This is a genomic window from Finegoldia magna, from assembly GCF_003182075.1.
Lineage (GTDB): Bacteria > Bacillota > Clostridia > Tissierellales > Peptoniphilaceae > Finegoldia > Finegoldia magna.
Genome location: NZ_QGTH01000005.1, coordinates 1 through 21,559, shown reverse-complemented (window position 1 = coordinate 21,559; position 21,559 = coordinate 1). Strand labels below are relative to the sequence as shown.

Here is a 21,559-nt window from a genome sequence, read left to right as displayed (position 1 = left end):
TTTTCATTCTACTAATTATATTACCATAAAAAAAGACTGAGTAATCTAATTCTAAGATCATTTTACCCAGTCTTATTTTTATGCTTCGTTTTCTTGTTTTGCGATAATATCTTTTACTTTCATAAGTCTCGTAATATTAGCACGTTCGTTTTCATCAAGCTTTGCTCTGATATATTTAATTGTTTCTTCCAAATCAGGAATTGTTCTATATTCCAAAGCATTTACTCTTCTTCTAGTTTGCTCAATTTCATCCGCCATTAATTGTGTAGCTTTTTCGATTTGAGCTAATTCCAACATATCATCCATAACTGAATTCAATGAGTCAATTGCCAAGTCCAAATCTTGTGATGTTTGAGCATATCCATAAGGATATATTTCACTAGAATCAGCTTCACCTTCACGAGAGAATTTCATTTGTGGAATAATTACACTCATTACGTTTTTAGTTTCAATATCTACATTTACCTTTGTTTTAGGAAATGATACTGCTTCATCTAAAAACTCTGGACTCATTATTGCACTTGCCATTAGAAAATCGCTGAATGAGTTTTGAAGTTTTTCTTCAACTTTTTCTCTTAGAGCTTTGTTCTCTTTTATCATGTCGATGAATTGTCTCATAAGTTCGTCTTGTTTATCTTTTAATAACTTATGACCTCTGGAAGATGTTTTGAGTCTAGCTTTTAGCTCCGACAGAGCCATTCTTGTAGGATTGACGTTGAGTCTTGCCATTACTCATCAGTCCCTTCACCATTTCCAAGATATTTATCTATTAATTCATCTTTAATTCTCTTCAATTCTGTACGTGGTATTTCTTTTAATAAATCCCAGCCAATATTAAGAGTTTCTTCGATAGATCTATCAGTATAATAACCTTGATCTACATATTCTCTTTCGAATCTTTCAGCAAATTTTGCAAATGCTTTGTCGGCATCACTCAATGCAGATTCACCAAGAATTGCAGATAATTGTTTTGCATCAAGTCCAGACGCATAACCTGCATAGATTTGGTTCATTGTATCTGCGTGGTCTTCTCTTGTTTTGCCTTTACCAATACCTTTATCTTTAAGTCTTGATAATGACGGAATAGCATTAATAGGAGGTTCATATCCTTTCTTGTATAATTCACGCGAAAGTATAATTTGACCTTCTGTAATGTATCCTGTCAAGTCTGGTATTGGGTGAGTAATATCGTCTTCTGGCATTGTCAAGATAGGAATTTGAGTTATAGATCCTTCCCTTCCAACGATTCTTCCAGCTCTTTCATATAAAGTTGCAAGGTCAGTGTACAAATATCCTGGATATCCTCTACGACCTGGAACTTCTTTTCTGGCAGCAGATACTTCACGAAGTGCTTCTGCGTAGTTTGTCATGTCTGTCATGATTACTAATACGTGCATTCCCTTTTCAAAAGCCAAGAATTCTGCGCAAGTAAGCGCCATTTTTGGAGTTGAAAGACGTTCAATTGCTGGGTCATCAGCTAAGTTCATGAACAATACTGCTCTGTCGATAGCACCTGTTTTGTTAAAGTCTCCGATGAAATATTGTGCTTCTTCAAATGTTATTCCCATGGCAGCAAATACTACGGCGAATTTATCATCTTTACCCAAAACTTTTGCTTGTCTTGCTATTTGAGCTGCTAATTTATTATGAGGAAGACCTGATCCTGAGAATATAGGAAGTTTTTGTCCTCTAACAAGAGTATTCAAACCATCAATTGTAGATACACCTGTTTCTATAAATTCTGATGGATAGTCTCTGGATACAGGGTTGATAGATGAACCATTGATGTCCACTTTATCTTCTGGAATAATTTTAGGACCATTATCTATTGGTCTACCTAAACCATCAAATACTCTACCAATCATATCTTCAGATACTCCAAGTTCCAAAGGTCTACCTAAAAATCTTACTGTAGTTTCTTGTAAGTTAATTCCTGATGTACCTTCGAATACTTGAACCATTGCTACATCGTGGTCAATTTCTACAACACGACCACGTCTTTTTTCTCCATCTTGTAATTCTATTTCAACAAGTTCATCGAACTTTACGCCTTCTACACCTTCTACCGCCATTAATGGTCCGACTACTTCTGTTACTGAATTATAATCTTTAATCATTAACGTTCACCTCCATTAACTAAATCGGTAATTTGTGATTTAATTTCTTGTTTAATTTCTTCAAATCTTTGTAGTTCATCTTCTGGAATGTTTTTAGCACGTGTGATTTTTTCTCTTACAGCAAGTTTTGAAATTTCAGATACATAAGCTCCTTCTTCCAAAGCTCTCAAAGATTCCTTGTGGAATGTTAAGATCAAATCTAACATCTTTGCTTGTTTGTCCAATGAACAGAATGTATCTGTTTCGTGGAATGCGTTTTGTTGTAAGAAATCTTCTCTTAATGATTTTGAAGTTTCAAGTTTGATTTGGTCTTCATCACTTAATGAATCACGTCCAACCAATCTTACGATTTCTAATAAAGATGATTCTTCTTGTAATAACTTCATAGCTTGTTTTCTAAAATCTGAGAAATTACTATCTACGTTACCATCCAAATATTCGTCGATTTTATCTTGATACAATGAATAAGAGTTAATCCAGTTTATTGCTGGGAAGTGTCTCATGTAACTTAATGCGTAATCCAATCCCCAGAATACTTTTACAATTCTAAGTGTTGATTGTGTAACTGGTTCTGAAATATCTCCACCTGGAGGAGATACCGCACCGATAACTGTCAATGATCCGTCTCTTCCATCACTACCTAAACATTTTACTTTTCCAGCACGTTCGTAGAAATCAGCAATTCTTGATGCCAAGTATGCTGGATAACCTTCATCACCAGGCATTTCTTCAAGTCTACCACTCATTTCACGAAGAGCTTCTGCCCATCTTGATGTTGAGTCAGCCATCATCGCTACCGAATAGCCCATATCTCTGTAGTATTCAGCGATTGTAATTCCAGTATAGATACTTGCTTCTCTGGCTGCTACTGGCATGTTTGAAGTGTTCGCTATTAAAACAGTTCTCTTCATCAATGATTGTCCAGTCTTAGGGTCAATCAATTCAGGGAATTCATTAAGAACGTCTGTCATTTCGTTACCACGTTCTCCACAACCTACATACACAACTATTTCAGCATCTGCCCATTTAGCTAATTGGTGTTGAACTACTGTTTTACCACTACCGAAAGGTCCTGGAATTGCTGCAGTACCACCTTTTGCAACTGGGAAGAATGTATCGATAACTCTTTGACCTGTGATCAATGGTCTGATTGGATCTTCCTTTTCCTTGTAAGGTCTACCATTTCTTACAGGCCATCTTTGAATCATATTTATTTCAATATCTTTAGAATCTTGTTCTACAACGCAAACTGTTTGATCAACAGTGAATTCTCCAGATTCAATTGATTTGATTTTACCAGATACATTAGCTGGAACCATTATCTTGTGAACAATTACTTCAGTTTCTTGAACTTCACCGATAATATCTCCTGCTTCTACTTCATCACCTACAGACTTGACAGGTTTGAATTCCCATTTCTTTTCTCTGTTTAATGATGGAGCGCTAACTCCTCTTAACAAGAAGTCTCCAGCTTTTTCTTGCAATGATTTTAATGGTCTTTGAATACCATCAAACATTTGCTCTAATATACCAGGTCCCAATTCAATTGATAGTGGGTGACCTGTAGATACAACTTTATCCCCAGGGCCAATTCCTGTTGTTTCTTCATATACTTGAATTGAGGCTTTATCGCCTCTCATTTCAATAATCTCTCCAATGAGCTTATCGTCTGAAACCTCAACAACGTCATATACGCTTGCGTTTCCCATTCCTTCAGCAACTACCAAAGGTCCGGATACTTTTAATACTTTACCTTCTTTCAATATAAGCTCTCCTTTACAAAATGTTCGCTCCAACAGCTTTTTCGACATTGGTATTGATTCTGTTCATTCCAATGTTCAAGCTACCTTGATTAGAAGGTATCAAGATAATAGCTGGTGAAACTTTATCATTATATCTATCTATTGTTTCTTTGATTTTTTCTGCTATTTGTTCAGTAATAAAAATCACTCCGTAGTCTTCTTTTGCTAATCTATCAACTGTTTTTCTAGCATCAGTGCTTTCAATAGATTCAAAAACATCTACTCCCAAAGCTTTGAAGACCAACACAGAATCTCTATCACCTACTACAGCTACTTTTTTACGCATAACTTAACCTCAACTTACTCCTGATATAATCAGGTTTCAATGAGTTAATCTTTCCTACAAAAATAATCCTAAGATTCTTAATTTCAGTTTCTTTTGCAAATAAATATCCAAACAAAACCTCAGGTCCATAAGTAACCTTTTTGATTTCTTTGATTTTTTCCATCAAATAATCATCCATTGCTTTTTCAAAGACAGATAAACTATTTGATTTCTTATACTCACTGATAGCTTCTTTTACATAGTAGTAAATTCTAGCTTGTTTGAATAATGGACTATCTTCGGTAATTTCAGAATGCAATTCACTTTCAAACTTTTCAGATTCAATACTACCATTAGGAATAATGACTTCTTTCAAAAATTCTAAACTTTTCTTTTGGTTTTGAACTCTAAGTAAAGTTTTAATATTAGTAAAATCTATCAAATCTTCGACGTATTCATTTATCAAATCTGAATCAATTTGTTTTGCAATTTCTGAAGTTTCCACAAAATACTCTCTGTCAGCATAAATATCTACCATTTGAGGATCTTTGTTTTCTTCGTAATCAGCGATTGAATCTTTGATAACTTTATCAAAATGTTCCATTTCAATTTCAGTATTTTCTCTAATTGAATCTCTCATGCTTTTAAATTCAATTCTAGTTATATCACTTAACATTGAAGAAAAATCTTCATCTTTTAGATATTCTTTAATCAACACTTTTAAATTATGATAATCGTATTTTAATGCCATTAAATCGACAGGAAATTGGAAACTACTCATATCATACATGTATTTATAAGTCTTTTTTAACTCATTTTTCAAAGCAACATCGTAATTCTTATAATTATCAAGCTTTGCAAATTCTGATTGATACACTGAATCCGAAAGTAATCTTACAGTTTCTTCTAAATTACTTGCATCTATCAGCCTTTCATAATCATTCTTACTCAACAATTCCTTTTCTTTGACACGAGTTATAGCAGATTGATGTATGAAATCTTCTTTTTTCATATTATCACCTACTTCTTAAAAAGAGTTTTTGCAATTTCTACTTCCAATTCATCTTTCATTGAATCGACCAGTGAAGAAAAATTATTATTGATTAATACATTACCTCTTTTAATACAAAATCCGCTGTCAACAGTTTCATCCGATATTTTTACATTAAAGTTTTCATTCTTCAAACTATCATACTTATCAGATTGTAATACTAACAAATCATCACTATTTAAATCCATTTTGGATAAACTGTTTGTTAGGTATTTTTTATAATCTTCAAGTGACATATTCTTTAATTTATCTTTTATTTTTTGTAAAACACTATCGATTACTTCTTGTTTTGCAAAAAGTGCATTATCTCTTGATTTTAAAACAACTTGAGATAAGTATCTGTCATATACGCCTTTTGCTTCAGATTCTGCTTTGTTTAATATTGTATCTTTTTCTTGATTAGCCTGGTCTATTTTAGTTTCAATGATTTTTTCTTTTTCTTGATTTGCATTATTTAGAATTTGTTCAGATTCTTTTTTTGCATCTTCAAGAATTTCATTAATTATATTATCTAAATTAGACATCTAAATCACCATTAAGCTTGGATTTGGTTCATTAATAAGAATGAAATAGCGAATGCTAAGATGGCATATAACTCAACCATTACGGAATAGATAATTCCTTTTGCTTGTTGAGGTTCATTCTTTGCTAAGATATTGATACCACTAACTGCTACTTTACTTTGAGCAATTGCTGAGAAATATCCAACAACACCTACTGGTATAGCTGCTGCAATGTAAACATATCCTTGTGCTAATGAAGTATCCCCACCAACAAGTTTGAATAGAATTAAAATACCAATTACGAATCCGTACAAACCTTGTGTACCTGGTAATAATTGAAGTACTAATGATTTACCGAATTTTTCTGGTTCTTCAATAACTACTCCAGCTGCAGCTTCCCCTGCTCTACCTACACCTTTAGCAGATCCCATACCTGAGAATAAAACTGCTATTACTACTGATAATACTCCTAAAACTAATCCACCGTTTTCTAAAAAGAATTTTTCCATAATATCCTCCTATTTGTTTGTTATGTTAAAATATTCTGATTCTGTTATAAGTTTCTTGAATGGCACTCCACCACCTTCGTAGAACTTGTTAAACATTTCTACGAAAATCAATCTAGCAGAGTGAACGTATGCTGACAAGTACGATAAGAATGCGTTGAATGCTTGGAACACCACGAATACGATAAGTCCAAATATGAATCCAATAATACTTGATCCAGCCATCATTTTTACAATCATATTAATTGCTACTGCAATGTATGCTCCTGATAAACCTAATGCCATAAGTCTCATATATGATACGAAATCTCCAATCCAGCCAGATATTCCGTACAATGAATACAATCCTGAGCCTAGCTTACCACCAATGCTTTTTGCATCTCTTCCTGCTGTTAAAACTATCCCCACTGCTGATGCTATGGCAATCCATTTTGCTACTGTCATTGCCATTGCAGGTAATCCTAATAGGTTACCACTTAATAATATCAATATACTAATAATAATTAAATACCATAGTCCTACATCATAAAATGCATCTAAAGGCTTGTGATCTCTAATCAACATATATGCCTTAATTCCTAATGCAAAGAATAAATGTATAAAAGCAAATATTAAGCATAAAACTATTAAAGTCATTGCGTTTTTGCTTGTGTCAATGATAGGTGTCATTGGTATAATTCCACCAAAGAACGATCCGTAAATGTATCCCCAGAACATCGAAGCAATCGATATGAACATAAAGAATTTCAAGAATTGCTTTTTCTTTTCATCAAGATTAAAAATCTTGAGAGCTACTATTATTGCTAAAAATACAATCAATCCATATCCCAAATCACCAATCATCATTCCTGAGAAGAAACAATAGAAAGGTGCCAATAATGGTGTTGGATCAACTTCGTTGTATTTTGGCAATGAATACATTCCCGTTATGCTTTCAAAAGCTTTTGCAAATCCTCTGTTTTTCAAAATAATCGGTACATTTGGATCATTTTTATCTGCTGGATTCATTTCCAAATAGTACTTGTTATTCAATGAGTTTTGTAGTACATTTTCAAAATCTTTTTCTTTGTCAGTAGGAACATATCCTTCGATTATATCAATCTTATCAGTCCTCTTAATTTTGCTTGTAGCTTCTTCTTTTAAGCTGTTGTTTTCAAGATAATCATGATAAATCTTAAATTGTTCAGTCAAATCTGTTTTTGATTTAATTTGATCTTCTATTTCTTTGTATTGCTTTTTGTTTTCAATAATTTGCTCGTCAATATTTCTGATTTCATCTTTTACAAGTCCATGTGATTTAATATTAATATTGACAAATCCATTGTCTCTTAGGATATCTTGTGCTTTTTCATAATCCTTACAGATAACAAGCAAGTAAACAAAGCCTGAATTACGAGAAATTTCTTCGATATAAATATCTTCAATGTCTTTTGTGTTTAATTTCAACTGATCGATGAATTTATCACTTACAGTTCCTGTAACTACCTTAACCCTTTCAAAATCATCAATCTTTGAAATATCCAAATCTAACTCCTCCCATGGAGTTAATTCAGATTTTTTTTGGTTCAAAGTTTGATTATTCTGATCTAATTCAGTTAGTCGTTTATCCAAAGATGAAAGTTCTTTGTAGTGTTCATCAAAGTCAAAATCAAGTGCTTTTTTAGTAAGCTCATCTAGTCTAAATGTTTTCTTACCTCGTTTTAATTCGTCTATCTTATTGTGCTTTTCTGAATACTTTTCAAGCAAATCTATAGCCCATTTTACTTTGGTAAGCTTTTCACTAGTGCTAACAATTTGTTCAGAATTATCTAAATTCCTTACCCCTTGATTTTCGTCTTCTACTTTCTTTTCATCAATATGAACATAATTAAACTTTTGAAGATCTTCGAGTAATTTTTCTCTATCATAATCAAATGAATACAAATCAAATTTGCTCATTTTTACAATAGCCATTAACTCACTATCCTTTCAACGATTTTGTCTACAAGTCCTTCAACTGTATCAATGTCGATGTTTTTAATACTTTCGTTATTCATCTTAGCTTTTTGTTCCAAATCTTTTGATTCTTCAATTGCTTTATTCTTTGAAGATTCAAGTTTTTCATTTCGAACTTTTTGTGCTTCGTTGATAATGTCATTGTATTTTTGTTCAGCTTCTGATTTTGCATCCTCTAAAATGCTTTTTCTTTTTTCATTAGCTTCATCGACAATAAGCTTAGCCTTCTCTTCAGCTTCTTTAATTTTTGATATAGCAGTATCTGACATTGTTTCACCTCCTAATTAGAGATGGTTTTAGAATATGAAAAATACTCTAAAACCATAAGTATATAACTAAAAGCTTTAAAGCTATTTAGTACCAAATAATCTATCTCCTGCATCACCTAAACCTGGCACAATATAACCGTGTTCATTTAATTTTTCATCAAGACCAGCTACGTATATATCTACATCTGGATGCTTTTCTTGAACCATCTTGATTCCTTCTGGAGCTGCTATGATATTAACCAATTTGATGTTTTTACATCCATGCTCTTTTAAGAAAGTAATCGCTGCCTCTGCAGAACCACCTGTTGCAAGCATTGGATCCACAACGATAATATCTCTTTCTTCAACATCTTTTGGCAATTTACAATAATATTCAACAGGTTTTAATGTTTCAGGATCTCTGTACAATCCGATGTGTCCAACCTTTGCTGCTGGTAGTACACTCAAAAATCCTTCAACCATTCCCAAACCTGCTCTTAAAATTGGAACTACTCCCAACTTTTTACCACTAAGAGTTTGGCCGGTAGTTGTTCCTATCGGAGTTTCTACTTTGCAATCTTCTAATTTAAAGTCTCTAGTAACTTCATAGCACATTAAAGTTGCTATTTCAGAAACTAACTGTCTAAATTGATTGCTTCCTGTGTTTTTATCACGTAAAATTGTTAATTTGTGTTTAATCAACGGATGATCAAATACAGTTACTTTACTCATAATTCCTCCTATAAAATAAACTTTATACTCTTTATTATAACATACTAAATTAATTCTATGTTATTGGCACAAGATTTTTTAAGCCTGTTCATTATACTTATACCCATTTTTTGTTCATTTACCCCTTCACAAATTAATAATTTATAATTTAATTTATCTAACTCCCTGAGGTAAGAAAAGATATTGTGTGCAAAATTCAAATAATCATTTCTTTTTGAAATTATTTTTACATTTTCGAAATTTACATTCGTTGCAGTTTCTTCACACAGTATAAATCCAATTTCGTCGGTATTTATTCCCAAGCTATTAACATAACTTTGTATGTTATCCATGTTTCCTTTGATTACTATGAGTTTTGTTTTAGGTGCATAGTGCTTGTATTTTTGTCCTGGGGATTTCGGAACAGTGTTAGAATCAACTAATGATTTATCGTACACAACCTCATCCAAATATACTTCCAGATCTTCTTTTGTGTAAAAACCAGGTCTAAGTATGGTGTACGGTTTCTCCGTCAAATCGACAACAGTGGATTCAATTCCAATGTTACAACTTCCTCCATCCAAAATCATTTCAATCTCACCTTTCATATCACTATACACATCTTGTGCATTAGTTGGTGATGGCCTTCCCGATTTATTTGCAGATGGAGCTGCTATTGGACAATTTGATTTATCTATCAAAAACCTTGCGATTTCATCCGATGGATTTCTAATTGCAACTGTATTTCCTCCACAACTTACAACGTCATTAACTTTGTCACTTTTTTTGAAAATTATAGTCAATGGACCTGGCCACAAATTATCCATCAATTTTTTTTGATCTTCAGTGATTTCTGACGATAAATTTCTGACCATTTCATCGTTAGTTACGTGCAAGATTAGTGGATTGTCTCTTTTTCTTCTCTTGACATCGAATATTTTTTTGCAAGCTTCTTCATCTAATCCATTTGCTCCTAATCCGTATACTGTTTCTGTTGGAAATGCAACTACACTTCCATTTTTTATTAAATCTGCAGCTTTTTCAAGTGCATGTATTTTGTTTTGTCCGTCTAATTTTTCAATAATCGTATTCATACTAATATCTTTCTAATATAGTTTTCATCAATTTATTCGAATCATGCACAATATAATCATAGCTAATATCACATATATCAGCTTCTATGATTTCTATGCCTAATTTTTCCATATTTTCACGATCTTCATCTGTAATATAAATCGGCGTAGAGTTTTCAATTGATTTGTATCTGTATTTCGCATATTTGTCTACTTCCTTGGAATTAACGACGATTTTGTCGATAATGTTTGAATTTGCGTGATCAATAATGGCAACTACATGATCTGTAACGCTGTAACCATTAGTTTCTCCAGGTTGTGTCATAATATTTAATATGTACACAACTTCTGCCTTTGTTTCTTTTAGTGCTTGTGATATGTCTGTTACTAAAAGATTGGGAATTATAGATGTGTATAATGATCCTGGTCCTAATAGAACAATATCTGCATCCATTATGCTATCTATGGATTCTTTTAATGGCAAAAGCAATTTAGGTGATGTGTATACCCTTTTGATTTTACCTCCGTTTTTTCTATTCAAAAACGTGATGTTCGATTCACCTTCAATAGTAGATCCATCTTCCAATTCAGCAAATAATTTGACATTATCCAAAGTCATTGGCAGTACTTTTCCTGTAATCGCAAGTACGTTACTTATTTCTTTTATTGCCTCGTTGAAATCGCCACATATATCATTCATCGCAGCTATCAATAAATTCCCTAAGCTCTGACCTTTTAATTGACCATTTGAAAATCTATAATTTATTAATTTTTCCATTATAGGTTCAGTATTAGCAAGTGCCACAAGACAGTTTCTAATATCACCAGGAGGTAACATTCCCAAATCTTCCCTGAGAACTCCACTTCCTCCACCATCATCAGCTACAGTTACAATAGTCGTTATGTTTGATGTGAAATTTTTGACGCCTCTTAGCAATATAGAATTACCTGTTCCTCCGCCTATAGTTACTATTTTTTTACCAAAATTTTTGGTCTCTGTGGGATACATAAACTTTTTCTCCATTTCCCTCAAGCCTTGTTGTCAAAGCTTGTGCTATTGCAACGGACCTGTGCTTTCCGCCGGTGCATCCTATTCCTATAACCAAGTTTGTTTTTCCTTCTTTTGAATATTTAGGAATCAAAAATTCCATCATATCCACCAATTTATCCAAGAATTCATTTGCTTCTTCAAATCCAAATACATACTCTTTTATATCTGTATTTAGTCCAGAAGATTTTTTTAATTCTGCTATATAGTAGGGATTCGGAAGAAATCTGACATCAAATACCAAATCTGCATCCAGCAAAATTCCATGCTTAAATCCAAATGATACTACAGATATTGCTAGTTTTGTGTCTACATCTTTAAGTGAAAATGCAGATAATATTTTTCTTCTCAATTCTCCCAGTGTCAAATTAGAAGTGTTGATGATTGAATCTGCTGAATTTCTGACTTCACTTAGAAGTTCTCTTTCATTAGCTATACCTTCTAAAATATTTCCATTGACTGCCAAGGGATGTGGCCTTCTATGTTCTTTGTATCTTCTGATTAGAATTTCATCTGATGCATCCAAATACAAAATTTTAACATCAATACTTTGATTTTTCAAAAGTGTTATGGACTTCATCAAATCAGCGAAGAATTCTCCACCTCTAATATCTACTACACAAGCTATTTTGTTGATTTTTTTCTTGCTTTTTGTAGTCAAATCGATAAAACTTAATAAAAGAGATGGCGGCATATTATCCAATGTATAATAACCCAAATCTTCAAAAATATCGCTACTGGCACTTTTGCCAGCTCCACTCATTCCTGTAATAATTACAACTTCCATGAAATCTCCTAATCGATGTTTATAATTCTACTAATATCCAACCCTGATTCAATTACTCTTTTGACGCTGTCATTCACATTTGCAATATTTTTTCTGTGATGAGCATCACTCCCTAAACTAAATTTAACATTATAATGTGAAGAAATTTTGATTTCTTCTACAGATAAGTGTGGATGATGGTTGTTAATCTCCATAACTGTGTTTGTTTTTTCGCATGTTTGTGCGATTTTTTCGATATCAACATCTATTTTATCTCCTGGATGAGTTATTATAAAAATATCGTTGTTCTCCAATGCTTTTACCATTGTATTTGTATTCAAATCAATCATTTTTTTCCTGACCGATTGTCCCATCCAGCTCATTCTTTTTAAAACATGATAATTATAAAAAGATTTTTTGTCTACAAATCTAACTCCATCATGAAATCCAAGATTGATAAAATCAAAATACTTTTTCTCTTCTTCTCTAATATCTATCTCTCCGTCGTAGCCAATTACGTTGGCTTCAACTCCCATCAGAATTTCAATATCGTCGTACTTTTCTTTGAGCCTATCAATTTCTTCACGTTGTACAGGAATTAATTTTCTTTTTATTCCGTACATTAAGTGTCCAGGACCGTGATCAGTTATGCTTATAGTCTTTAATTTTTTTACTCTCGCTTCTTGTACAATTTCTTCGATTGTACTTTTCCCGTGATTGTTACGACTGTAAACTGAATGCACGTGATATTCTCTGGTTAATTTTATTTTATCTTCCACCGATAATTCTCACTTCTGGTTCTAACTTCACATTGAACTTATCAAACACAACTTTTTGCACATGTTCTATAACCTCTACAACGTCAGAGCATTTTGCATCTCCAACATTGACTATGAATCCACAGTGTTTTTCACTAATCATTGCATCATTGTATCTGTATCCTCTAAGCCCTGCTTCATCAATCAATTGTCCCGCAAAATGTCCTTCTGGCCTTTTGAATACAGAGCCACATGAAGGAAGTTCCAATGGTTGCTTTGATGTTCTTCTTTCTGTGTAATCGTGAAAATTATTGAGGATTTCTTGTTGATCACCTTTTTTTAGCAAAAATTCAACTTCCAAAACGACTAATTTTTCATCTTGAACCCTTGAATGTCTGTAGGAAAAATCCATCTCATCACAGTTAAAATATTTTACATTCAAATCTGTATCAATAACCTTAACTCTGTGAACAATATCTTTCATTTCTGTTCCATATGCACCTGCATTCATTGTAATAGCCCCTCCAATGTCTCCGGGTATGCCGCTAACAGCTTCAAAACCAGCGTAAGAGTTATTAATAGCTAATTTACTGACAGTGCTCAATAACGCCCCTGATTTTGCAGTTAAAATATCACCATCAATTTTCATGTCGTTGAAATTATCGTGTAATTTAATTACGACTTCTCTCAACCCTTCATCGCTAACTAACAGATTCGATCCATTGCCTATAATTCTGTAGGCAAATCGATTTTGTTTTATTAATTGAATGGCATTTATTATTTGTTCTTCATTTTTAGGAAATATCATAACATCACAACTACCTCCAATTTTGAAAGTAGTGTGATTTTTCATTGGCTCATCGTATAAAATTTCTCCGATATTTTTCCCATCAAAAACTTTTTTATAAATGTTCATAAGCTTGCTCCGCACTGTACAACGTTCCAAAAATTATAATTACATCGTCTTTGAAATGTTCAATAGCATAATCCACGGCGTCATTTACATTTGGTTTTGCGACAACATTATCGCTGTATGCTTCGATTTGATTTTTCAAATCTTCTGCTTTTAATGCCCTTGGTGAATCTGGCGTAAATGTCACAAATGCTTTGGCATTTTCATGGATTAGTTTGATTTCATCGTTATAGTCCTTGTCTTTCAATACACCGTAAACAAATACGATCTTCTTATCACCAAACACAGATTCTATTGATGATTTCAAAGCTTTAACCCCATCGGCATTGTGTCCGCCATCGTATATTACTGTTGGGTTGTGTCTAATCACATCAAATCTTGCAGGAATATATGCGTTTTTGAAACCATTGATGATATCTTCATCAGACAAATCGAGTTCATCTCTTAATACATCAATAGCACTCAATGCTAATTGTGCGTTAAATAATTGATATCTTCCAACCAATCTAGTTTCAATATGCAAATTTTTCCAATCAAACGAATTATGTGTAGCGTTGATTTCAATATTTTTCGCCTCATCAAAATCGCAAATGTATAGTTTGTTATCTCTTTCTTCTGCAACTTCTCTGAATACATCCAATACACTTTCTTGTTGATTATAAACCACACATCTTCCATTTTGTTTCATGATACAAGCTTTTTCATATGCAATTTCTTCCAAAGTATTTCCCAAATATTCTTGGTGATCCAATCCAATTTTTGTAATTACAGACAACAATGTTTCATCTGTAGCGTTGGTAGAATCCAATCTTCCGCCCATTCCAACTTCAAGAACCACATATTCGCATTTTTGTTCTGCAAAATAATAAATTGCACACAAAGTTATAAATTCAAATGTAGACACCTTTATATCATTTTCTTCAATAGTATCCTTGATAATTTCGAAAATTCTCATGAAATCTTCTTCTGAAATTTCTTTGTCGATTTTTATTCTATCGTAAAAATTAATAATGTGAGGTGATGTAAAAAGTCCAGTTTTATAACCATGTTCTTTTAGTGTTTGATATATAAAAGTTGATGTAGAACCCTTACCATTAGTTCCTGCAACGTGGATTATTTTAAAACTTTTTTCGGGATTACCTAGAATTTTCAAAGTTTTTTGCATTCTATCAAGTCCCAACTTGTAACCATCTCTTCCAATTTTATCCAAATATTCATAAATTAATTCACTATTCATTTTTATCTCCTAAATTTAAATATATATATCTAATTATATCATTACTTGCTATAATATAAAAAACTCGAGCATTTAAACTCGAGTTAATTTTTAATTCATCATTTTTAATTTTTCAGCTTGATCGTAACTTGTCAAATCATCGATCATTTCTTCAATATCTCCATCTAAGAAATTTTGTAATTGGAATATTGTTTTGTTGATTCTGTGATCTGTTATTCTTCCTTGTGGGAAGTTGTAAGTTCTAATTCTTTCAGAACGATCCCCTGTACCAACTTGAGATTTACGAGCATCTGCTCTATCTTTGTTCTTTTCTTCTTCCATCAAATCATATAATCTAGATTTTAAAACTTTCATCGCTTTATCTTTGTTCTTGATTTGTGATTTTTCATCTTGACAAGTCACTACAAGGCCTGTTGGAATGTGCGTTATTCTAACAGCAGAGTCAGTAGTGTTTACACATTGACCGCCATTACCACTTGCTCTGAATACGTCAATTCTCAAATCTTTTTGTTCAATCTTAATATCAACATCTTCGGCTTCCGGTAACACAGCAACAGTTGCCGTAGATGTGTGAATTCTTCCTGAACTTTCAGTTTGAGGAACTCTTTGAACTCTGTGAACTCCTGATTCGTATTTTAATCTAGAATAAGCACCTTTTCCTTTAACCATCATTACAGCTTCTTTAACACCGCCAACACCTTGTTGTTGAATATCCATAACTTCAGTTGTCCAGCGTTTTTTATCAGAATACATTTGGTACATTCTTAAAAGTTCACCAGCAAATAAACCTGCTTCATCTCCGCCAGCGCCTGCTCTTATTTCAATAAATACATTTTTTTCGTCGTTAGGATCTTTTGGTAACAACAAAATCTTCAATTCTTCTTGATCGTTTTCGATTTGTTCTTCCAATGTTGATATTTCGTCTTTCAATAGTTCTTCCATTTCACTATCTCCAGTAGTTCCCAACAACTCTTTATCTTCTTCTAAATTTTTTAAATTATCTTTGTATGCCAAATATTTATTAACAACTGGTTCTAAATCAGCGTGTTCTTTCATTAATTTCGTCCAATTTTCCATGTCAGCGATAACTTCAGGATCTGCGACTTTTACTTCTAAGTCTTTGAATTTATCTACAACACTATCCAAATTTTCAAACATAATTACCTCCTCGCAATTATTACTCTATCAAAACCGTTAAAGTCTTTTATGCAGTAGTGATTATTAAATCCATTTTTATCTAAAATTTGAAATATACTCTCTCTTTGATTATATCCTATTTCAAAAGCAAGCATACCATCTTCATTCAAATAATCACCAGCTTTATTTATTATTTTTCTATAAAAATATAGTCCATCATCTCCGCCAAAAAGTGCAGAGCGTGGTTCTTTTAAAATCTTTGTTTCAAGTGAATCGAAATCTTTTTTGTCTATATAAGGTGGATTGGAAACTATCAAATCATACTTAGAATTCACATTCTCATACAGATCAGAATAAATAAACTCAACATTATTAGCATTTAAACTTTCTGCATTTTTCTTGGAAAGTTCAATAGCCTTTTTGTTTATATCCACACCCAAAACATTTGAATTCAATTCTAAATTCAAAGTGATTGATATTATTCCAGATCCAATTCCGATTTCAAGTATATTGTCAAACTTACGATTAGTCTTGATTATTTCGTCTACTAAAATTTCAGTATCAAATCTTGGAATTAAAACATCAGGATCTGTATAAAACTTTCTATTGTAAAAGTACTTAAACCCAAGTATATATTCGATTGGAATATCCTCATCGTAAAGTCTTTTGTATTCTAAAATTATTTTCTCATCATTCTCATTAATCTCATCATTTGAATGAATAATAGAATCAGAAAAACTATAGTTATATAATTTTTCCAAAATCATCAGACAATCAGATTTGTCGAATAAACTGTAAATATCCTTGATTACCATAAATCTTCATCTTCTTTTTCTGGAGTAACACTTTTAAGTGCCAATATAGCAACTTCTATCATCTTGTCGTCAGGCTCTCTTACTGTAAAATACTTTTGAACCCATAATCCAGGTTTAACAAGTAGTGCCGTTATTGTATTATCGTATTTTCCGATTAATCTGTTAATTTCATACGAAATTGATACAATCACTGGAAGTAATATTATACGATACAACATTCTCATCAACTGATTTGGCCATCCAACTAAACCCAACACCAAAATAGAAATTATCATAACCGTAAACAAAAAACTAGTACCACATCTTGGATGAAGTCTACTTTGTTTTCTAACATTTTCAACAGTCAAATCCAGTCCTTGCTCATAGCAATAAATACTCTTGTGTTCAGCACCATGATATTCAAAAACTCTTTTCATATCTTTTGAATGAGAAACTATAAAAAGATATGTGAAAAATATTATAATTCGTATCATTCCTTCGATTAAATTGAAACTGAAAGATGAATGATTTAGCTTAACAAATGATGTAAGAAAAGTTGGAATGAAGAAGAAAAACAGTAATGCCAATGCCACTGATGTAATTATAGAAAACACATTTTCTACATTTCTGGCATTGTTTTTAAAATGCTTATCGAAGAAGTTTTCGCTATCATCTTCGTAAAAACTTGCTGAATACATCAAAGCATCCATTCCCAACTTCATCGAATCAAACAAACTAACAACTCCTCTTATAAAAGGAATCTTCATCAAATTTATTTTATTGTTTTCTAAGTCTTTTACAACCAAATCAATTTCTTGATCAGGCTTTCTGACCGCTATGGAGTACTTTGAAGGGCCTCTCATCAGAACTCCTTCGATTAAAGCTTGTCCACCAATTGTAGTTTTCTTCATTTCAATTTACCTTTTCATCGTTCATTATCTATTTTTTAACACAAAAATACCAGCACCAAAAAGGTACTGGCAAAAATGCTAATCCATATTGTATTTTTTCTTGAATTTTTCTACTCTACCACCATGTTCTACAAATCTTTGACGTCCTGTATAAAATGGGTGACATTGACTACAAACTTCGACGTTTATGTTTTCTTTAGTAGATCCTACTTTAAAAGTATTGCCACAAGAAGCGCAAGTTACTGTAGCTTCGTGGTATTCTGGATGTAAATCTTTTTTCATATTATCACCTCGTTTTTCTCAAAATTATTTTCGACTTACCTATTATAACACATGAGTATGAACTTGTCTACAAAATTTGAATATTTCAGTATAAATTTATTTACAAACTTTGCAAATTATTTATTGATTTTACAAATTCTTGGTTTGATTTTGTGTTTTTAATCATTTTTATAATTTGGTCTGCAATATTTTTGTTTTCTTGTGAATTCAATTGTTTTCTTATTTTATTAATTGCTGATAATTCTTCTTTTGTAAGAAGTAATTCATCTTTCCTAGTTCCGGATTTGTTCAAATCAATTGCAGGGAACACTCTCTGTTCCGACAGGCTCCTATCCAATTTGATTTCCATATTTCCAGTTCCCTTGAATTCTTCGAAAATAACATCATCCATTCTGGATCCTGTTTCAATCAAAGCTGTCGCCAATATAGTCAATGAACCGCCTTCTTCAATATTTCTTGCCGCGCCAAAAAATCTTTTAGGACCATTCAATGCTAAAGGATCAAGTCCGCCGGATAAAGTCTTACCTGAATAAGGACTAGTAACATTATATGCACGAGATAATCTAGTAATTGAATCGACCAATATTACGACATCTTTCTTGTGTTCTACAAGCCTCTTGGCCCTCTCTATCACGATTTCAGCAACCCTAATATGATTTTGAGGCATCTCATCAAAAGTAGATGCTACGACATCTGCTCCCAAAACAGAACGCTTCATATCTGTAACTTCTTCCGGCCTTTCATCAATTAACAAAACAATAACATGAATTTCCGGATAATTTTTTCTTATAGAGTTTGCTATGTTTTTTAGCAAAGTCGTCTTACCTGTTTTAGGTGATGCCACAATCAAACCTCTTTGACCTTTTCCAACGGGACTTATCAAATCCATAATTCTCATTGAAACATTCTTTGAATCTCTTTCTAAAGTCAATCTTTCTCTTGGATAAATCGGTGTCAAATTCTCAAAATCAGGTCTATTTCTAAGATTTTCAACAGTATCTCCATTTACACGATTCACATAAATCAAAGCATTGAATTTTTCTTTATCCTTTTTCTCACGAGATAATCCCTCTACAAAATCCCCTGTCTTTAGTTTAAATCTTCTAACTTGAACAGGAGGTACATAAATATCATCATCTCCTGAATCATATCCTTCCGATCTCAAAAATCCATATCCATTTTCGTGTAAATCCAATATTCCTTCCACTTTCAAAGGATCTTTCAAATCTTTTTCATCATTTGAAGAAGAATCTTCGTAATCTTCCTCAGAGTTATTTCTCTCATTAATATTAACTTGACTAATAATCTCTTTTATCAAATCTTGCTTATTATATTTACTAATACCTGCAACACCTACAGCTTTAGCAATAATCTTCAAATCTTGTAATTTTTTAGATTCTAATACATCTTTTTCCAATAAATTTCCTCCTAAATACCTTGGTACAAGAAATACAATCCAAATAACATCAATACTGCACCAAGAACTATTTCTATAATTTTAGAAACCGTAGTATATGAATCATTTTGAATAATCTCTTCGACTTTACCCATCAACAAAGCAGACATAAATACCAAAAAGCAATTCCCAATACCATAAAAAACGAACAAAATAATAGAAAATAAAATATTTCTAGTATTAGCCGCTATAGCCATCAATGAAACCAAAACAGGTGTAGAACATGGCGATGCAAACACCGCTTGAATAACACCAGCTATAAAAGCTCCCAAAAGCCCAGTCTTTGTAATCTTACTGGATTTATTGAGGCTAATAATCTTGATAACATGCCAATTTTGAAACGCCATAAGAATTAAAAGTATTCCAACAATGATATAAAATACTCTACTAAATTGATTTAAAATTTTACCAACCAAGGCAGCCGTCAATCCAAAAATAGTGAAAACTAAAATGCTACCTAAACTGAAAACCAACGCCACCTTGAACGATTTTTTCTTATCGTAATTATTCCCCGACAAATACCCAATTATAATTGGAATCATCGGCAATGAGCAGGGAAGAAAACTAGTCAAAATTCCCGCAATCAAAGAAATAATTGGTGCCAAATAAACATAATCTTTTACTAGCTTTGATAAAAAATCTAATAAACTATCCATTGATCATATCCGAAATCAATATTTCTAATTCGTTTTCTTTTAACAAACCTTCGTGAATATATCCCTTTTTACCATTAACAGTAACCTCTTGGAAATATTCATCCATCACGCTTTGAGCCTTATCGGAAAATTTAAAATCTTCTTTTAAAGGAATAAAAATTTGTGTAGGTGTAACTCTAATACCAGCTTGTGATGCAAAATCATTGTTCACATTTACTTCAACATCCTTAACAACGGCTTTCCCCTTGAACTTATTGAAAGTATTGTCTATATATGGAGCCATTTCCTTACAAGGAGCACATTCAATCCACGTAAAGTTTACAAAAACAGGCTTATCATATGAAAAAAACTTATCAAAACCAGCATCCTTTCCAGCAAATAAAACATCTTCCTTGTCTACTTCCTTGTAAGCTTCCTTGAAATTATTCAAATCTGATGAACTTTTATTCTCACTACTAGAACTACTATCTCCTTTAACATTTCCATCAGTCTCAGTTTGCTTAGAACTATTATCATTATTAATTGGCATAACTGGTTTATTCTTTATAAAAAACATAATCAAAACAGCTACCGCAATAAATGCAATAACTAAAATAGATTTTGATTTATTACTCTTCATAATCATTTCCTTTCTTTACTTTTAACCTATTAGATATTCAAATTACTATTGATTTACTATATTATTATATCAAACTTACGTTCTTAATTACACCTCAATTCATTTTCATAATATAAGATTTTAGCTGTGAGGCTGAGCGAGTGAGAACATTAAATTTTTCCCAAGATATTCGTGCAAGATGTTTGCTCTGATTTTTGACCTACATGTGTCTTGCAATTGTAAATCTAGCGAAACCTTCGAGCAAACAATCGAAGCTAAGAATATCATACGGAGAAAATAATCATAAATTCAAGCGAAGAGAACCGTTAAAAAATCGCACTGTTTGATCGTTAGCGAGTTTGCGATTTTAGGTTCACAAGCTTAAAATTTATTTATTTTCGTAGTCTAGATATTCGTGCGAGATGTTTGCTAAGGTATATACCTATGTGTATCCCGCAACTGTTGTCTAGAGAAATCTTTACTCCATTTTCTATCTATAGCAAAAATTGCACAAAAAAAGATCTAACGGATTAAATCACGTTAGACCTCAATTGTTTGGCGACTACCTACTCTCCCACGACGTTTCCATCGTAGTACCATCGGCGTTAAGAGGCTTAACTTCTGTGTTCGGCATGGGTACAGGTGTATCCCTCTTGCTTTTATCACCATACTTATTCACTTTTCATTTCCAATCAATAACAGTATATATTTCCAGTCAAGTTTTCGATTTAT

Annotated in this window: 23 protein-coding genes and 1 rRNA gene; all 24 read right to left on the bottom strand. The window is 32.4% G+C overall.

Features of this window, described 5'->3' with window-relative positions:
- Positions 1–78: 78 nt before the first annotated feature.
- Positions 79–729 (bottom strand): V-type ATP synthase subunit D, encoded by a 651-nt coding sequence (locus tag DES33_RS02885; RefSeq protein WP_094209964.1) that lies wholly within the window; start codon positions 727–729, stop codon positions 79–81.
- The gene (locus tag DES33_RS02880) at positions 729–2,117 is read right to left on the bottom strand and encodes a V-type ATP synthase subunit B (RefSeq protein ID WP_002836810.1); all 1,389 of its coding nucleotides are present in this window, start codon (positions 2,115–2,117) and stop codon (positions 729–731) included. Before DES33_RS02880 ends, DES33_RS02885 begins: the two co-directional genes overlap by 1 nt.
- A complete protein-coding gene (locus DES33_RS02875) occupies positions 2,117–3,880 on the bottom strand; it encodes a V-type ATP synthase subunit A (protein WP_094224887.1) in 1,764 nt (587 codons plus the stop codon). Before DES33_RS02875 ends, DES33_RS02880 begins: the two co-directional genes overlap by 1 nt.
- 13 nt (positions 3,881–3,893) lie before the next feature.
- On the bottom strand, positions 3,894–4,205 hold the full coding sequence (locus tag DES33_RS02870) for a V-type ATP synthase subunit F (RefSeq protein ID WP_002836812.1): 312 nt from the start codon (positions 4,203–4,205) through the stop codon (positions 3,894–3,896).
- A complete protein-coding gene (locus DES33_RS02865) occupies positions 4,198–5,196 on the bottom strand; it encodes a V-type ATP synthase subunit C (protein WP_110058023.1) in 999 nt (332 codons plus the stop codon). The genes DES33_RS02870 and DES33_RS02865 overlap by 8 nt, the downstream gene beginning before the upstream one ends.
- Positions 5,197–5,204: 8 nt before the next feature.
- On the bottom strand, positions 5,205–5,759 hold the full coding sequence (locus DES33_RS02860; RefSeq protein WP_110058022.1) for a V-type ATP synthase subunit E: 555 nt from the start codon (positions 5,757–5,759) through the stop codon (positions 5,205–5,207).
- Between the two features lie 11 nt (positions 5,760–5,770).
- Entirely contained in the window at positions 5,771–6,247 is a 477-nt protein-coding gene (locus DES33_RS02855; protein WP_094224889.1) for a V-type ATP synthase subunit K, read from the bottom strand.
- 9 nt (positions 6,248–6,256) lie between these two features.
- A complete protein-coding gene (locus DES33_RS02850; protein ID WP_110058021.1) occupies positions 6,257–8,197 on the bottom strand; it encodes a V-type ATP synthase subunit I in 1,941 nt (646 codons plus the stop codon).
- Entirely contained in the window at positions 8,197–8,508 is a 312-nt protein-coding gene (locus DES33_RS02845) for a hypothetical protein (protein ID WP_110058020.1), read from the bottom strand. Before DES33_RS02845 ends, DES33_RS02850 begins: the two co-directional genes overlap by 1 nt.
- Positions 8,509–8,589: 81 nt before the next feature.
- Positions 8,590–9,219: a uracil phosphoribosyltransferase gene (upp, locus tag DES33_RS02840; RefSeq protein WP_110058019.1), complete on the bottom strand. Its 630-nt coding sequence runs from the start codon at positions 9,217–9,219 to the stop codon at positions 8,590–8,592.
- 44 nt (positions 9,220–9,263) lie between these two features.
- On the bottom strand, positions 9,264–10,292 hold the full coding sequence (locus DES33_RS02835) for an L-threonylcarbamoyladenylate synthase (protein ID WP_110058018.1): 1,029 nt from the start codon (positions 10,290–10,292) through the stop codon (positions 9,264–9,266).
- Position 10,293: 1 nt separating this feature from the next.
- On the bottom strand, positions 10,294–11,280 hold the full coding sequence (locus tag DES33_RS02830) for a gluconeogenesis factor YvcK family protein (RefSeq protein ID WP_035109634.1): 987 nt from the start codon (positions 11,278–11,280) through the stop codon (positions 10,294–10,296).
- Entirely contained in the window at positions 11,249–12,106 is an 858-nt protein-coding gene (gene rapZ / locus DES33_RS02825) for an RNase adapter RapZ (RefSeq protein WP_110058017.1), read from the bottom strand. The genes DES33_RS02830 and rapZ overlap by 32 nt, the downstream gene beginning before the upstream one ends.
- Before the next feature lie 8 nt (positions 12,107–12,114).
- Positions 12,115–12,864 carry a PHP domain-containing protein gene (locus tag DES33_RS02820; protein WP_110058016.1) on the bottom strand — a complete coding sequence of 250 codons (750 nt, stop codon included), beginning with the start codon at positions 12,862–12,864 and terminating at the stop codon, positions 12,115–12,117.
- Entirely contained in the window at positions 12,854–13,759 is a 906-nt protein-coding gene (gene murB / locus DES33_RS02815) for a UDP-N-acetylmuramate dehydrogenase (RefSeq protein WP_110058015.1), read from the bottom strand. The genes DES33_RS02820 and murB overlap by 11 nt, the downstream gene beginning before the upstream one ends.
- Complete coding sequence (locus tag DES33_RS02810; RefSeq protein WP_110058014.1) at positions 13,746–14,993, bottom strand: bifunctional folylpolyglutamate synthase/dihydrofolate synthase; 1,248 nt, start codon at positions 14,991–14,993, stop codon at positions 13,746–13,748. Before DES33_RS02810 ends, murB begins: the two co-directional genes overlap by 14 nt.
- 90 nt (positions 14,994–15,083) lie before the next feature.
- Positions 15,084–16,151 carry a peptide chain release factor 1 gene (gene prfA / locus DES33_RS02805; protein ID WP_110058013.1) on the bottom strand — a complete coding sequence of 356 codons (1,068 nt, stop codon included), beginning with the start codon at positions 16,149–16,151 and terminating at the stop codon, positions 15,084–15,086.
- Between the two features lie 2 nt (positions 16,152–16,153).
- A complete protein-coding gene (gene prmC / locus DES33_RS02800; RefSeq protein WP_110058012.1) occupies positions 16,154–16,945 on the bottom strand; it encodes a peptide chain release factor N(5)-glutamine methyltransferase in 792 nt (263 codons plus the stop codon).
- A complete protein-coding gene (locus DES33_RS02795) occupies positions 16,939–17,835 on the bottom strand; it encodes a DUF1385 domain-containing protein (protein ID WP_110058011.1) in 897 nt (298 codons plus the stop codon). The genes prmC and DES33_RS02795 overlap by 7 nt, the downstream gene beginning before the upstream one ends.
- Before the next feature lie 78 nt (positions 17,836–17,913).
- Complete coding sequence (gene rpmE, locus DES33_RS02790) at positions 17,914–18,117, bottom strand: 50S ribosomal protein L31 (RefSeq protein ID WP_002836835.1); 204 nt, start codon at positions 18,115–18,117, stop codon at positions 17,914–17,916.
- 100 nt (positions 18,118–18,217) lie between these two features.
- On the bottom strand, positions 18,218–19,534 hold the full coding sequence (rho, locus tag DES33_RS02785) for a transcription termination factor Rho (protein ID WP_094224899.1): 1,317 nt from the start codon (positions 19,532–19,534) through the stop codon (positions 18,218–18,220).
- Between the two features lie 11 nt (positions 19,535–19,545).
- Entirely contained in the window at positions 19,546–20,229 is a 684-nt protein-coding gene (locus tag DES33_RS02780; protein ID WP_110058010.1) for a cytochrome c biogenesis CcdA family protein, read from the bottom strand.
- Entirely contained in the window at positions 20,222–20,848 is a 627-nt protein-coding gene (locus DES33_RS02775) for a thioredoxin family protein (protein ID WP_110058009.1), read from the bottom strand. Before DES33_RS02775 ends, DES33_RS02780 begins: the two co-directional genes overlap by 8 nt.
- Positions 20,849–21,380: 532 nt before the next feature.
- Positions 21,381–21,497: ribosomal RNA gene (gene rrf / locus DES33_RS02770) — 5S ribosomal RNA — on the bottom strand.
- Between the last annotated feature and the right edge of the window lie 62 nt (positions 21,498–21,559).